Source organism: Streptomyces sp. NPDC085460 (genome assembly GCF_044541975.1).
In the GTDB taxonomy this organism is placed as follows: Bacteria; Actinomycetota; Actinomycetes; order Streptomycetales; family Streptomycetaceae; genus Streptomyces.
Genome location: NZ_JBITTO010000010.1, coordinates 100,435 through 112,509, shown reverse-complemented (window position 1 = coordinate 112,509; position 12,075 = coordinate 100,435). Strand labels below are relative to the sequence as shown.

General features: G+C 75.4%; 11 protein-coding genes and 1 tRNA gene. 3 read left to right on the top strand and 9 right to left on the bottom strand.

Going from position 1 to position 12,075, the window contains the following annotated elements; genetic code table 11:
- Positions 1-39 precede the first annotated feature (39 nt).
- Entirely contained in the window at positions 40-1,935 is a 1,896-nt protein-coding gene (locus ACIGHB_RS26045; RefSeq protein ID WP_399916262.1) for a putative bifunctional diguanylate cyclase/phosphodiesterase, read from the bottom strand.
- A 357-nt stretch (positions 1,936-2,292) separates the two neighbouring features.
- Here ACIGHB_RS26045 and ACIGHB_RS26040 point away from each other — a divergent pair, with 357 nt between their 5' ends.
- A complete protein-coding gene (locus ACIGHB_RS26040) occupies positions 2,293-3,543 on the top strand; it encodes a M6 family metalloprotease domain-containing protein (RefSeq protein WP_399916451.1) in 1,251 nt (416 codons plus the stop codon).
- Between the two features lie 110 nt (positions 3,544-3,653).
- On the opposite strand, the gene ACIGHB_RS26035 is transcribed toward ACIGHB_RS26040, so the two are convergent.
- The 4 genes from ACIGHB_RS26035 to ACIGHB_RS26020 all read right to left on the bottom strand — a co-directional run bounded on the left by ACIGHB_RS26035 (position 3,654) and on the right by ACIGHB_RS26020 (position 5,608).
- A tRNA-Lys gene (locus ACIGHB_RS26035) sits at positions 3,654-3,727 on the bottom strand.
- The gene (locus ACIGHB_RS26030) at positions 3,718-4,374 is read right to left on the bottom strand and encodes a hypothetical protein (RefSeq protein ID WP_399916260.1); all 657 of its coding nucleotides are present in this window, start codon (positions 4,372-4,374) and stop codon (positions 3,718-3,720) included. Before ACIGHB_RS26030 ends, ACIGHB_RS26035 begins: the two co-directional genes overlap by 10 nt.
- 123 nt (positions 4,375-4,497) lie before the next feature.
- Positions 4,498-4,854, bottom strand: a complete 357-nt coding sequence (locus ACIGHB_RS26025) for a hypothetical protein (protein ID WP_360319744.1) — start codon at positions 4,852-4,854, stop codon at positions 4,498-4,500.
- Between the two features lie 139 nt (positions 4,855-4,993).
- The gene (locus tag ACIGHB_RS26020) at positions 4,994-5,608 is read right to left on the bottom strand and encodes a TetR/AcrR family transcriptional regulator (RefSeq protein WP_399916258.1); all 615 of its coding nucleotides are present in this window, start codon (positions 5,606-5,608) and stop codon (positions 4,994-4,996) included.
- An 81-nt stretch (positions 5,609-5,689) separates the two neighbouring features.
- Here ACIGHB_RS26020 and ACIGHB_RS26015 point away from each other — a divergent pair, with 81 nt between their 5' ends.
- Positions 5,690-6,313 carry a peroxiredoxin-like family protein gene (locus tag ACIGHB_RS26015; RefSeq protein WP_399916256.1) on the top strand — a complete coding sequence of 208 codons (624 nt, stop codon included), beginning with the start codon at positions 5,690-5,692 and terminating at the stop codon, positions 6,311-6,313.
- A 119-nt stretch (positions 6,314-6,432) separates the two neighbouring features.
- Here the strand turns inward: ACIGHB_RS26015 and ACIGHB_RS26010 are convergent, their stop codons facing one another.
- Entirely contained in the window at positions 6,433-6,846 is a 414-nt protein-coding gene (locus ACIGHB_RS26010; protein WP_360319750.1) for an SH3 domain-containing protein, read from the bottom strand.
- A gap of 98 nt (positions 6,847-6,944) precedes the next feature.
- On the opposite strand from ACIGHB_RS26010, the gene ACIGHB_RS26005 reads away from it, so the two are divergent.
- Positions 6,945-7,994, top strand: a complete 1,050-nt coding sequence (locus ACIGHB_RS26005) for an ArsR family transcriptional regulator (protein WP_399916254.1) — start codon at positions 6,945-6,947, stop codon at positions 7,992-7,994.
- Positions 7,995-7,996: 2 nt separating this feature from the next.
- Here ACIGHB_RS26005 and ACIGHB_RS26000 read toward each other — a convergent pair whose 3' ends face one another.
- The 3 genes from ACIGHB_RS26000 to ACIGHB_RS25990 are packed head-to-tail and all read right to left on the bottom strand — an operon-like array spanning position 7,997 to position 12,074.
- Positions 7,997-9,343, bottom strand: coding sequence for an AAA domain-containing protein (locus tag ACIGHB_RS26000; protein ID WP_360319754.1), 1,347 nt, complete (start codon positions 9,341-9,343; stop codon positions 7,997-7,999).
- Positions 9,340-10,920: a hypothetical protein gene (locus tag ACIGHB_RS25995; RefSeq protein WP_360319756.1), complete on the bottom strand. Its 1,581-nt coding sequence runs from the start codon at positions 10,918-10,920 to the stop codon at positions 9,340-9,342. Before ACIGHB_RS25995 ends, ACIGHB_RS26000 begins: the two co-directional genes overlap by 4 nt.
- Positions 10,911-12,074, bottom strand: coding sequence for a hypothetical protein (locus tag ACIGHB_RS25990; protein WP_399916251.1), 1,164 nt, complete (start codon positions 12,072-12,074; stop codon positions 10,911-10,913). Before ACIGHB_RS25990 ends, ACIGHB_RS25995 begins: the two co-directional genes overlap by 10 nt.
- Between the last annotated feature and the right edge of the window lies 1 nt (position 12,075).

Here is a 12,075-nt window from a genome sequence, read left to right as displayed (position 1 = left end):
GCCGGGGGCAGTCCCATGCCCGCGTACGCCCTCCGGTGCTCAGACCCGGAGCGCCGTCGTGCCCTCCAGCATCGCGGCGATGCGGTCCGGGGCCACCGCCCGCGAGTACAGCCAGCCCTGCCCGGTGTCGCAGCCGATCCGCCGCAGCCGCGCCGCCTGCCCGGACGTCTCCACGCACTCGGCGGTGACGGTGAGGCCCAGCCGGTGGGCGAGCTGCACCAGCGCCTCCACGATCAGCTCGTCCGCCGGGTTGGCGTGCTCCTCGTCCTGGAAGCCGCGCACGAAGGAGCCGTCCAGCTTGAGGACGGAGACCGGCAGCCGGCTCAGATAGGCCAGGTTCGAGTAGCCGGTGCCGAAGTCGTCGATGGCGATCCGCACCCCCATGTCGCTCAGCGCCTGGAGGGCCTGGAGCGGCCGGCCCGCCGAGCCCATCACCGCGGACTCGGTGAGCTCCAGCTGGAGCAGGTGCGGGGCCAGTCCCGTGTCGGCGAGGATCCCCGCCACGTCCGCCACCAGGTCGGAGTCCCAGACCTGACGGACCGCCACGTTCACGCTGACGAAGAGCGGACGCTCGCGCGGATGGTCCTTCTGCCACTGCCGGGCCTGCTCGCACGCGGTCCGCAGCACCCACCGCCCGAGCTCCACGATCGAGCCGTCCTCCTCGGCGATCGCGACGAACCGATTCGGCGGAAGCACCCCGAACTGCGGGTGGTTCCACCGCACCAGCGCCTCCACCCCGCGCACCGCCCCGCCGGCGAGATCGACCAGAGGCTGGTACTCCAGCGCGAACTCCCCGCGCTCCACCGCCGGCCGCAGCGTGGAGGAGAGCGCCTGCCGCGTCATCCGGTGCGCGTTGCGCTCCGGGTCGAAGAGCGTCCACCGCGCCTTGCCGTCGGCCTTCGCCCAGTACAGCGTGGTGTCGGCGGCCTGCATCAGCCCGGTGGCGGTGGTGCCGACGGCGGTGCGCTCCACGACGCCGATCGAGGCGGAGACCGAGAGCCGCTGCCCGCCGAGGTCGAAGGGCCGCTCCAGCGCGTTCAGCACCGCGCGGGCCAGATCGGCGAGTTGTTCCGTCCCGGTGGAGTCCTCCACCAGGACGGCGAACTCGTCGCCGCCGAGCCGCGCCACGAGATGCCCCCCGCTGCGGGTGTAACCAGCGCTGTCCGCGCACTCGGTGAGCCGCCCGGCGACGGCGGCGAGCAGCCGGTCGCCGACCCGGTGCCCCAGCGTGTCGTTGACCGCCTTGAAGCCGTCGAGATCCAGGTAGCAGAGACCGATCCGCCCTGTTCTGCCATGCCCGTGCGACAGATACGACAGATACGGATGATGTGACCGGTACGGCTCCGGCGCGCCGGCCGGTTCGAGCGGCCCGCCCGGCTCCGCGCCCGCCTCGGCGCTCTCCGCCGCCGCCGTCTCCAGGGCGGCCGACAGGCGCTCGAAGAAGAGCGTCCGGTTGGGCAGCCGGGTCACCGGATCGTGCATCTGGAGGTGGCGCAGCCGGGCCTGGAGGTCGCGCCGGTCGCTGATGTCCGCGATCGAGAGCAGCACCCGGCCGGTGTCGGGGACCGGGGCGACGGTGACCTCGGCCCACAGCTTGCGCCCGTCGGGGTGCTTGAGGCGGCGGGTGCAGCGGAAGCGGGAGCGCCGGCCGCGCAGCACCTCGCGGTAGGCGTGCCAGGTGCGTCCGTCGGCGGCGAGGTCCACGAGGTCGGCGGCGGCCTGCTCGCGCAGGGCGGCGCTGTCGGTGCCGAGGAGCGTGCCGAGGGAGTCGTTGGCGGCGACGACCAGGCCGTCCCGGTCGACGAGGGCCATGGCGAGCTGGGAGGTGCGGAAGGCGGCCCGGTAGTCGCGGAGTTCACGCTCCGTGAGTGCCGGGCGGGCCGGCGGGATGCCGGGTGGCTCTGGGTGTACCGGTCCTTCGGGGGTTCCGCTCACCGCTCGCTCCCGTGGTGCAGGGGGGCCGTTCACATGTGGTCGGGATGGTCGGCCTGGGACAAGTCTGCCGATCATAGAGCCAGCCCGGGGGGCCGTTCCAGCTCCGGGGCGGGTCGCGGGGGCCCCGCGCGGTGGGAACCCGGCCGTCGGACGCCACGCTCTCGACCGTTTCCGCCCGGGTCCGACCCGAGGCGGCACAGGGATGACCGAATGTGACTTTCCGTGAGCTGATCTGTGTCCGTCTCGCGTCCACCCCGCGCCGCGCCCTCACCCGACCGGGGCAGCGGAAACATGCGAAACGCCGCGAACCATCACAAGGTGGTGGAGGTGTCCCGCACTCGCGAACCGGAGGTCCACGTGGAGGGTCAGCAGCCACCCGAGGGAGTGGAGCGCTCCCGGCTGCGCGCCGGAGCCGCCTCGTTCACCGCGCTCGTCGCGCTCGCCGCCACCGGCCTGGTGGCCGGGCCCGCCGTGGCCGCGCCCTCGGCCGGACCCTGCGCCCTGCCCCGTACGGCAGCCCATCACTCGCTCGGCCTCTCCAGCTGGAACGGCTCCTATCCGCGCCCCGAGCGCTCGCTCGACGCGGTGATGATCTTCCTGTCGTTCCCGGACTCCGCCCCGCTGACCACCCCGGAGGAGCTGACCGCCGACCACTTCCCGGCGACCACCGAGTTCTTCCGGCGGGCCTCCTACGGGCGGTTCGACCTGCGCCCGTACCCCCGCACCGACTGGACGCCGATGCCCCGCTCGTCCACCGCCTACGACATACGGCGTGACTGGGAGTCCGGGGACCGGGCCGCGTATCTGCGGGACGCGCTCGCCGCCGCCGACGACTCGGTCGACTTCTCCCGGTACGACATCGTCTACCTGGTCGCCGACCCGGACGCGCCCGGTGTGGACTCGGACGCCACCAAGGTCGTCAACCTGGAGCGTCCGCTGGAGGCGGACGGCACGAAGATCCGGCGGGTCGTCACGGTCTTCGAGCGGCACCCGCCGGACCGGAACGTCCTCGCCCACGAGACCGGCCACGTCTTCGACCTGCCCGACCTCTACCGCCGGCCCGCCGACGGCAAGGGCGACTGGGACACGCACGTGGGCGACTGGGACGTCATGGGCAGCCAGTTCGGGCTCGCCCCCGACCCCTTCGGCTGGCACAAGTGGAAGCTGGGCTGGCTCGACGCCTCCCAGGTGGCCTGTGTCCAGGGTGCCGAGCCGCGCCTGGTCGGCCTGGAGGCGGTGTCCGCCGCGCCGGTGGTCCCCGGCGCGCGCGGCACCCGGCTCGCGGTCGTCCGCACCGCGCCGGACAGCGTCCTCGTGGTCGAGGCGCGGGAAGCCACCGGCAACGACGCCGACACCTGCACCGAGGGCGTCCTCGTCTACCGGGTGCGGGCCGGCGCGGCGTCCGGCGACGGCCCGGTCGAGGTCGTCGACGCCCATCCGGCCACCGAGGCGTGCTGGGAGAGGTCGGTGTACCCGCCGCTCGCCGACGCGCCGATGGAGGTGGGGGAGACGCTGACCGTGCCCGGTACGGGCGTCCGCGTCGAGGTCGCCGACCGCAGCGCGTCCGGCATCTGGACGGTGAAGATCACCCCGCCCGCCCCGGCGTGACCGCCCGTCCTGGCGTCCTCCGGCTACATGCGGAAAGACTCCGGACGGGCGGAAAGACTCCGGACATGCGGAAAGGCCCCTCGCTCTCGCAAGGGGCCTTTCCGTGTCGGTGCGCCGCCAGGGACTCGAACCCCGGACCCGCTGATTAAGAGTCAGCTGCTCTAACCAACTGAGCTAGCGGCGCCTGCTGACGTCGTAGACATTAGCACCCTGAGCGGCGGGAGCGAAAATCGATACCCGCACGTCGGGCGCGGAAACCATCCGGGCCGCCCGCACACAGGCCCACAGCATCACCTCGGGCCCCGGCAGCCACGGGCTCCGGGTGTCCGGGGCGACCAGCCAGCGCGGCTCGCCCTGCTTCCCGGACGGCACCAGCGGTGGCACGGTCACCGCGTCGCCCGTGCCGTGGCAGAGCGGCCGGGGCACCGCCTCGCCCCACTCCTCCCAGTCGAGGAGCGCGGGCAGCCGCTGGGCCGTGCCGGGCGCGGCGAAGAGCAGCATCCGGCCCCGGTGCGCGGCCACCGGACCCGACCCCGGGCCCTCCTCCCACAGCCGGTCGAGCATCCGCCGCCCGAAGACGGGGTCCACGCCGACCACGTCGAAGGCCGTCCCGCACGGCAGCACGGCCGGCGCGTCCGGTCGCGCCTCCCAGCGCGCGAGCGCCGTCCCGGGCTCCCCGCCCGCCGCCGAGGCCAGCCAGGCGGCGCCGTCCGAGGTCACCCGGGCGGTCTGGTGCCGGTCCTCGTCCCCCGCCCGCAGGAAGCGGTAGACGCCATACGGGGGGTGCGAGGTGTGCGGGGTCTCGTCGCGCAGCCAGGTCGTCGTCGTCATGCGGACAGGTCTACCGCCGGTGACGGAGCGAACGCCGAGAGTTCCGGGAAACGCGGACAGGGCGCCCACGGGGGGAGTATCGTGCGCCCCGCATATGCCGAACGCCTGTTCCGCTCCGGGCCGTCAGTCCTCCGCGCGCCGCCCGTTCGTGCGGATCAGGTCCTGGCCGAACTCGATCATCTTCCGCGCGTAGTCCTCGGTCCACGCCGCCCGCTCGGCCACGTCCGCCGCGGTCAGCCGGTCGAACCGCTTCGGATCGGCGAGCTGCGCCGCCGCCACGGCCTGGAACTCGATCGCCCGGTCCGTCGCCGCCCGGAACGCCAGCGTCAGCTCCGTCGCACGGGACAGCAGCTCCTTCGGGTCCTCGATCGACTCCAGATCGAAGAAGTGCTCCGGGTCGGCGGTCGCCTCGGCAGGCTCGAAGACCAGCGGCGCCGGTCGCACCCGCCGCTGTCCGCTCCGCTCCGCGGATTCCGCCATGCTCTGCTCCTTCTCCCGCACCCACGCGCCCCGGAAACCCGGACCACCCCCATTGTCCCGGTTCCCGCAAGACCGCCCGTGACCGGTCGCGGCGAGGACCGCCCGTGACCGGTCGCCGCGAGGGCCGAGGGTCGAGGGCTCAGTGGTCGAGGCCGCGCAGCAGTACGCGGAGCCCGCCGAGGAACTCCTCGTCCGCGGTCACCCCGCCGGCGTCCCGGGCGGTCGCCGTCAGGAGCGGGTACCGGTCGCCGGGCAGCGCCGCGATCGCCTCCGTGCCCGGGCCGTCGAGCGGCCCCCGGTGTTCCAGCTGGATCGCCCCGCTCACGTACGCGTGCAGGGCCCGCAGGGCGACCACGCGGCGGGGACCCTCGATCCCGCCCTCGGTGAGGAGCGCGAGCACGGTCTCCGACCAGCGCAGCCCGCCGGCGGCGCGGTGGCGGTGGGCGAGGGCGAGCGGCACGGCCTCCGGGTGGCGGGCGACGGCGTCGCGCAGCCGGACGGCCATGACCTCGATCCGTTCGGGCCAGGGCGCGCCGCCGGGCGGAGGGGTGGTGTCCACGGCGTCGAGGATCCGGTCGACCACCAGCCGCTCCAGCTCGTCGCGGTCGGTGACGTACCGGTAGAGCGCCATCGGGCTCATCCCGAGCTCCTTCGCGGCGGTGCGCATCGAGAGCGCGGACAGCCCGTCGCGGTCGACGACACGGAGGGCGGCGGCGGCGAGCCGGTCGGGGGTGAGGGAGCGGGGTCGTGGCATGGCGCTTGACAGCGTACGCCCTACGCCTACGCTCGTAGGTGTACGCCGTACACCTACGGGTTCTCCCACGGAAGGTGATCCATGCGCACGCCCTCGGACCCCACCCGCTCCCGGCTCCGTTCCCGCGTCCGGCTCCGGCCGGGCGACGCCGTCCCCGTCCGTACGCTCACGCCGGTCACGGGTCCGCCGCTGGCCGTGCCGGATCCCGGAGGCGCCGTCCACGTGCAGTTCCGGCGTTTCGCGGGCTGCCCGGTCTGCAACCTCCACCTCCGCTCGGTCGCCCGGCGCCACGCGGAGATCGAACGGGCCGGGGTCCGGGAGGTGGTCCTCTTCCACTCGCCCGCGGAGGAACTGCGCGAACACGTCGCCCACCTGCCCTTCCCCGTCGTCGCGGACCCCGGCAAGGAGCTGTACGCGGAGTTCGGCGTCGAGGCGCACCGCCGGGCCCTGCTCGACCCGCGGGGCTGGCCGGGCATCGTCCGCGGCGTCCTGGCGGGCACCGTGGAACTGCTCCGGGGCCGGGGCCGGCTTCCGGCCTCCTCCCAGCCCGGCGGCCGGATCGGCCTCCCCGCGGACTTCCTCATCGCCCCGGACGGCCGGATCCTCGCCGTGAAGTACGGCGAGCACATCGACGACCAGTGGTCGGTCGACGAACTCCTCGCCCACGCGGCCGGACGCGGGGTGCCCGCCCGGCTTTCCCCGTGACGCCGGCCCCGTGGCGCTTTCCCCGTGACGCCTGCCCCTGATCCGGAGCCACGCGTGGTCCGCGCGCGGCTCCGGGGGCGGGGTCCGGGGGCGGCTCCCGGGCGGTCAGGCGCGGGGGGCTAGCACCTCGCGGACGCCGGCAGGTTCGCGTACTTGTTGCCGGAGAAGTAGATCGCGCTGGAGTAGCCCCAGACGCCGCCGCCGTTGCGGACCAGGATCCACACGTTGTTGGTGGTGCCCTCCGCGGTCACCGACTCGCCGTACTTCCAGCAGCTCACCGCGTAGGAGGTGTTCGCGTAGAGCTTGCCGAGCTTCCGGGAGTCCCCGTCCGCGTAGAGCCGGTGGTTCACGTCCTTCCAGACGTTGCGGTAGCCGTAGACCGGCGGCAGGACGGGGTCCGCCGCGGCGGCCCGCGCCGTCGGCTCCGCCGCGGCCGGAGCGGCCGCGGCGGAGCCGGCCGTGCCCAGGACGCCGGCGAGTGCCAGCGCCCCCGTGGCGAGAGCGACCGAGGCGCGCTTCGTGAGAGTTCGCATGTCTTCTCTTCCTCCCGTTTCGATGGTTCCGGCGGCGCGGACACGCCCACGGTCCTGCGCCGTCGGGCAACCATGACGGATTCCGGCCGGACCCCGCGATGCTGTTGCGGCTGACCGGAAAAGCCGAGCTCATCGGGGGGAACGAGATGCTCCGCATCCACTTCGGGGACGCCGATCAGGGGGCCGTACGGGTCGCCGCCGCGCCGAACCCGTTCTGGGAGATCGCCACCAGCCTGCACCGCTTCCAGACCCGCGACGGCCGCTGGGCCTACGCCGGCTGGCTCCGGGCCGTACGGGCCGGGCTGCGGGAGAAGGGGCTCGAACGGGCCTTCCGCACCGTCCTCCTGCCGCTCTTCCCCCGCGCCGCCTACTTCCCGGACTTCCTCACCCCCGCGCGGGGCGTCGACGGACTCGCCGCCGGGCTCGACGCGATCCTGGCGACCCCGCCGCGGCGGGTGACGGAGGAGGTGGCCCGGCTCGACCGCGTCGTCGGCGCCCCCCGGTGGGCGGCCCGCCTCGGCGCCCCCGAGGAGCGCGGGGAACTCGTCCGGCTGCTGCGCGCCTACCACGACGTCGGCATCGCCCCGTACGCCGAGTCCATTCGCTCCCGCTTCGACGCCGAGCGGGCCGCGCTCGGCCGGGCCTTCCTCGACGGCGGCGTCGACGGGCTGCTCGGCGGCGCGGGGCCGGCGATCCGCTGGCGGCCCCCGACGCTGGACGTCGACGTCCGGGCCGTCGACCGGGAACTCCGCCTCGACGGACGCGGACTGACCCTGCTCCCCACGTACTTCTGCTGGCGCACCCCGACCAGCCTCGCCGATCCGGCCCTCCCACCGGTCCTGTGCCACCCGGTGCGCCCGCCCGCCGCCGCGCTGCCCCCGGACCACCGGTGGGCCGCCGAACCGTCCGTCCCCCTCGCGGCCCTCCTCGGCCGGACCCGCGCGGCGGCCCTGTGCGCGGCCGCCGGCGGGGCGACGACCGGGGAGATCGCCCGCGCGGCCGGCGTCTCCGCGGCCTCCGCGAGCCGGCACGCCACCGCGCTGCGCGACGCCGGCCTCATCACCAGCAGCCGGCACGCCGCGACGGTCCTGCACACCCTCACCCCCGTCGGCGCCTCCGTCCTGCGCGCCGCCGGGCCCCGCCCCTGACCTCAGGGCGTCCAGGCGACCCGGTGTTCGGCGAGGTGGGAGAGGACCGCGTGGTTCGCCTCCCAGCCGTCCGGGAACTTCACGGTGACGCCGAGCTGGACCGGCTCCGTCGACGGATGCTCGTCGAGGAGGCCGGTGACGCCGGCGCGGCAGACGACGACGCAGGCGTGGCGGTGGCGGGAGGCCAGGACGCAGAGGCGGCCGGTCTCCAGGTGGAAGGCGGTCGCGTCCGGCCGGCCCGAGAGCGGATGGAGGACGACGGTGACGTCGTACTCGCGGCCCTGGAGCCGGTTGGCCGTGTCGACCGTCACCCCCGACACGCCCAGCGCCGCCAGGGCCGCCCGGACGGCCGCCGCCTGGTCGCGGTGGGCGGTGCCCACCGCGATCCGCTCGGCGGTCAGCGGCACGGGCGTGTCGGAGCGCTCGCTGACCGCCGCGCCGCCCCGGTCCAGGAGCCTGCGGACCACCAGGGCGACCGCGTGCACGGCCTCCGGGTCGGTGCGTGGGGTGTGCCGGGCGGGCAGTTCGAGCAGCCCCCAGCCGGACTCGGCGGCCTCGTCCAGGACCCGGTCCGGGGCGGAGCCGTCCGAGGGCACCCCGAACGCGAGCCGCCGGTCGCCGGGACCGGTGCCCGAGCGGAACGGCGTGTACGGGTAGAAGGCGTCCGACACCAGCGGCGCCGCCGACGCGGGCAGCCGCCAGGAGACCGGCAGCCGGTGCTGCGGCAGCTCCGGGTTGTGCGCGAGCAGCGTCGACACCGCCGAAGCCGACGGGTCGTACGACAGCCCCGCCCACTGGTCGGCGCCCACCACCGAGAAGGGGTCCAGCTGCCCCGGATCGCCCACGAACAGGGCCCGCTCGAAGAGCCCGGCCACGGCGAGCAGCGCGTCCGAGCGCATCTGGTACGCCTCGTCCACGATCGCGTGCGCCCACGGCTCCACGTTCTTCACGTGCGCCCACTTGGCGGCCGTCGAGATCACCACCGGAAGCCCGGCGAGGTCCCCCGCCTTCGCCGACTTCCGTACGTTCTCCAGCGCGTCGAGCGCCTTGTCGTACGGGTCCCCGTCGCTGGAGTGCAGCCGGCCCACCTCCAGCTCGGGCTCCTTCTCGGCGAGCCGCAGCACCAGGTCGTCCACCTGCGCGTTGGTCTGCGCCACCACCATCAGGGGGCGCCCGGCGGCGGCCAGTTCGAGCGCGGCCCGCACCACGAGCGTCGACTTGCCCGCGCCCGGCGGGGAGTCGACGACGACGCCCCGGGCGGTGCCGCGCAGGGTGCTCTCCAGGATCTCCGCCGTCGCCTGGGCCGCCGCCGCGGCGGGGTCGGGCACGGTGGGGTCGTACAGGGTCACAGCAGGTCCTCGGGGGTCACGGCGTCGGGCAGCTCGGCGGTGTCGGCGTGGCGCGGCGGGCCGCCGTGGGTCCACGGCGTGTCCTCGGGGTCGGGCAGCTTCGGCCCCACCCGCGTGTCGTGCTCGAAGAGCGTCCAGGCGATCCGCTCGCCCTTCTCCGGCACCGTGCCCTCCGCCGGCTCCTTCGACCGGCCCATCTTGTCCAGCAGCCGCAGCACCAGCGATCCGTCCTCCTCACGGGCGACGAACTGGGCCGACTGCGGCTTGCCGCCGAGCGAGCGGTACACCTTCACGCCCTCGTCCAGGTGCGGCCGGTCCTCCGTGCGGACCGTCAGCAGCGGGCGCGGCGCGGGCCGCTTCGACTCCGTCCACGCCATGACGACCTCGGTGACCTCCCCGGTGAACGCCTCGCCAGCCAGCCGCCGCCCGGCCAGCACCAGCGGATCGTCCAGGGCCTCCTGGGCGTCCAGCTGCCCCTGCGCCTGCTCGCGCGCGGCGAGCTTCGCGGCGGCGGTCACGGCGTCGTCGCGGCGCGGCTGCGGCGGCTCCCCGGCCGCGATCCGGTCCCGGTGCGCGGTGAAGGACCAGCGGTCCCGGGTCCACCGGTCCGCGACCCGCGCCCCCTCGGGCAGCTCCCGCAGCAGGCCGAGCGCCCGCCAGGTCGCCTCCCAGGTCGGCTTCAGCTGCGAGGCCACCAGCCGGCGGACCTCCCGCTCGGCCCGGTGCAGGGCGGCGAGGGCCACGTCCGCCGTCTCGCCGTCCTCGGCGGCGCCGACCGCCTGCCGGGCCCGGTCGTACGCCTCGATCGCGGGCGCGAGCAGCTGGTTGTCGAAGGCCGGGTCGGTCGCGGGCCCGGCCGGCGGGCACAGCAGCTGCCCCCGCGCGTCCCGCCCCAGCTCCGCCCGGTACGCCGCCTCGGCGCCCGGCTCCCCGTCGTACGGGTCGATCCAGGCCAGCAGCGCCCCCAGGTGCTGGTCCTCCAGGGAGGACTGGCCGGTCGCCCAGTGCCGGTTGAGCAGGTCGGTCGCCGCGAGCAGCAGCGACGAGCCGGGCACCCGGGCCCGCTCGCCGTAGTGGGTCAGCCAGCGCCCGAGCAGCGGCACGCGCGCGGGTGCCGGATACGGCGTGTCGGGGTCCTGCTCGGCGGTCCGCCGGAACCGCGTCGACCGCCCCAGGAGCCGTACGTACTCGATCCCCGCCCGGCTCGGCACGATCAGCTGCGGCGCGTCCAGGCAGAGCTCGACCTGGACCTTCTCACCGGTGGCGGAGTCCTTCCGCTCCACCGGCTCCACGGCGTCCGCGTACCCGTCGACGTACGGCAGCACCTCCTCGGCCAGCTCGGCGAGGAACGCGAACCGCAGCTCCCGGTCCCGGGGCTGCGGCACCACGAGGAGCCGGGGCTCCTCCGGGTCGGTGCCGACCAGGGCGCCGAGCGGGGCGCCCGCCTCGCCGGCGGTGGTCAGCGGCACCAGGACGAGCGGCCGCCCGGACAGGTGCCGGTGCCGGACCGTCGCCAGCGGCTGCGCGCGGCCCGCCGCCACGGCCTCCATCCGGGCCAGGTGCGCGATCAGCGACATGCGGCGGCCTCCGCCTCGTCCAGGGCCTCCTGCCGCAGCGCGCGTGCCCGGCGCAGCGCCACCACGGCCGGGTCCTCCGGGTCCCCGGCCTCGCCCCGCGCGGCGGCGAGGACCGCGCCGACGGTGGTCAGCCCGCCCAGCTCGCCCCGCACCGAACGGCCCAGGGTCTGCACCGCGTCCGCCGCCCGCGCCCGCGACCGGCAGTGGAAGCCCATCTCGCAGGCGGCCAGGCACTCCGGCGCGTACGCGTGCGGGACCGCCTCCACGGCCGCCGCCAGCTCCTCCGTAGAACAGCCCTGGACGTCGAAGCTCAGCCCCTCCGGCAGGGCTTCGGCGATCTCCTCGATCCGGGTCAGCCGCTCCAGCTGCCGCCGGGTGACCGCCCGCTGCTTGCGCACGTCCACCACGGAGCCCGTCGGCAGGTTCGAGAAGTCCTTGGGGCAGACCAGCAGCACGGTGTGGACGACCTCGGCGCCCTCGGTGAGCGCCGCCACCCGTTCGAGCGCGAGCACGTACACCGCCGCCTGCCGGGCCGCCGCCCCCACCTTCGCCGCGTCCGCCGCGCCGTCCACCATCGGGAAGGACTTGATCTCCACGACCGTCCACCGCCCGGCCGGGTCCACCACGACGGCGTCCGGCTCCAGGTGCACCGGCGAGCCCGCGACCTCCAGGGTGAGCAGCGGATGGTCGAGCAGCGTCCACCCGCCGGCCGCGGTCGCCTCGCGCAGCGCGAGCGCCGTCCGCGCGGTCCGCCCCTCGGGCCCGGACGCCGACAGATCCGGTACGGAGACGGTGCCCGGGTCCTCCACGCCGAAGAGGCGCAGCAGCTCCCGCCCGCCGTCGGCCTTCACCCTCGCCTCGAAGCTGTTGCCCCGCACGATCGCGAACTGCGACTGGCCGAACGGCGCGGGGGACCCCAGCGCCGTCGCGAGCGCCCCCTTGTCCACCCCGGCGCCGTCGAGCAGCGCGCGGCGCCTGCATCCCGGGTTCGCGGCCAGCGCGGCCAGCGCCCGCGCGTCCAGCGGGCGCGGCGGAACCGCCGGCCCGCGCAGCTCGGCGAGTCTCTCCCGCGTCCTGCGCCGGCTCGCCGGGGTCGGCACGGGGGCCGTCGTCTGCGGCGGTCGTGACCCGCCGTCGTCCAGGGATGCGCTCACC

Excerpts from the sequence above, each read along its gene's own strand:
- ACIGHB_RS26030 (WP_399916260.1), bottom strand. The coding sequence starts at position 4,374 with ATGACGACGACGACCTGGCTGCGCGACGAGACCCCGCACACCTCGCAC.
- ACIGHB_RS26025 (WP_360319744.1), bottom strand. The coding sequence starts at position 4,854 with ATGGCGGAATCCGCGGAGCGGAGCGGACAGCGGCGGGTGCGACCGGCG.
- ACIGHB_RS26020 (WP_399916258.1), bottom strand. The coding sequence starts at position 5,608 with ATGCCACGACCCCGCTCCCTCACCCCCGACCGGCTCGCCGCCGCCGCC.
- ACIGHB_RS26015 (WP_399916256.1), top strand. The coding sequence starts at position 5,690 with ATGCGCACGCCCTCGGACCCCACCCGCTCCCGGCTCCGTTCCCGCGTC.
- ACIGHB_RS26010 (WP_360319750.1), bottom strand. The coding sequence starts at position 6,846 with ATGCGAACTCTCACGAAGCGCGCCTCGGTCGCTCTCGCCACGGGGGCG.
- ACIGHB_RS26005 (WP_399916254.1), top strand. The coding sequence starts at position 6,945 with ATGCTGTTGCGGCTGACCGGAAAAGCCGAGCTCATCGGGGGGAACGAG.
- ACIGHB_RS25995 (WP_360319756.1), bottom strand. The coding sequence starts at position 10,920 with ATGTCGCTGATCGCGCACCTGGCCCGGATGGAGGCCGTGGCGGCGGGC.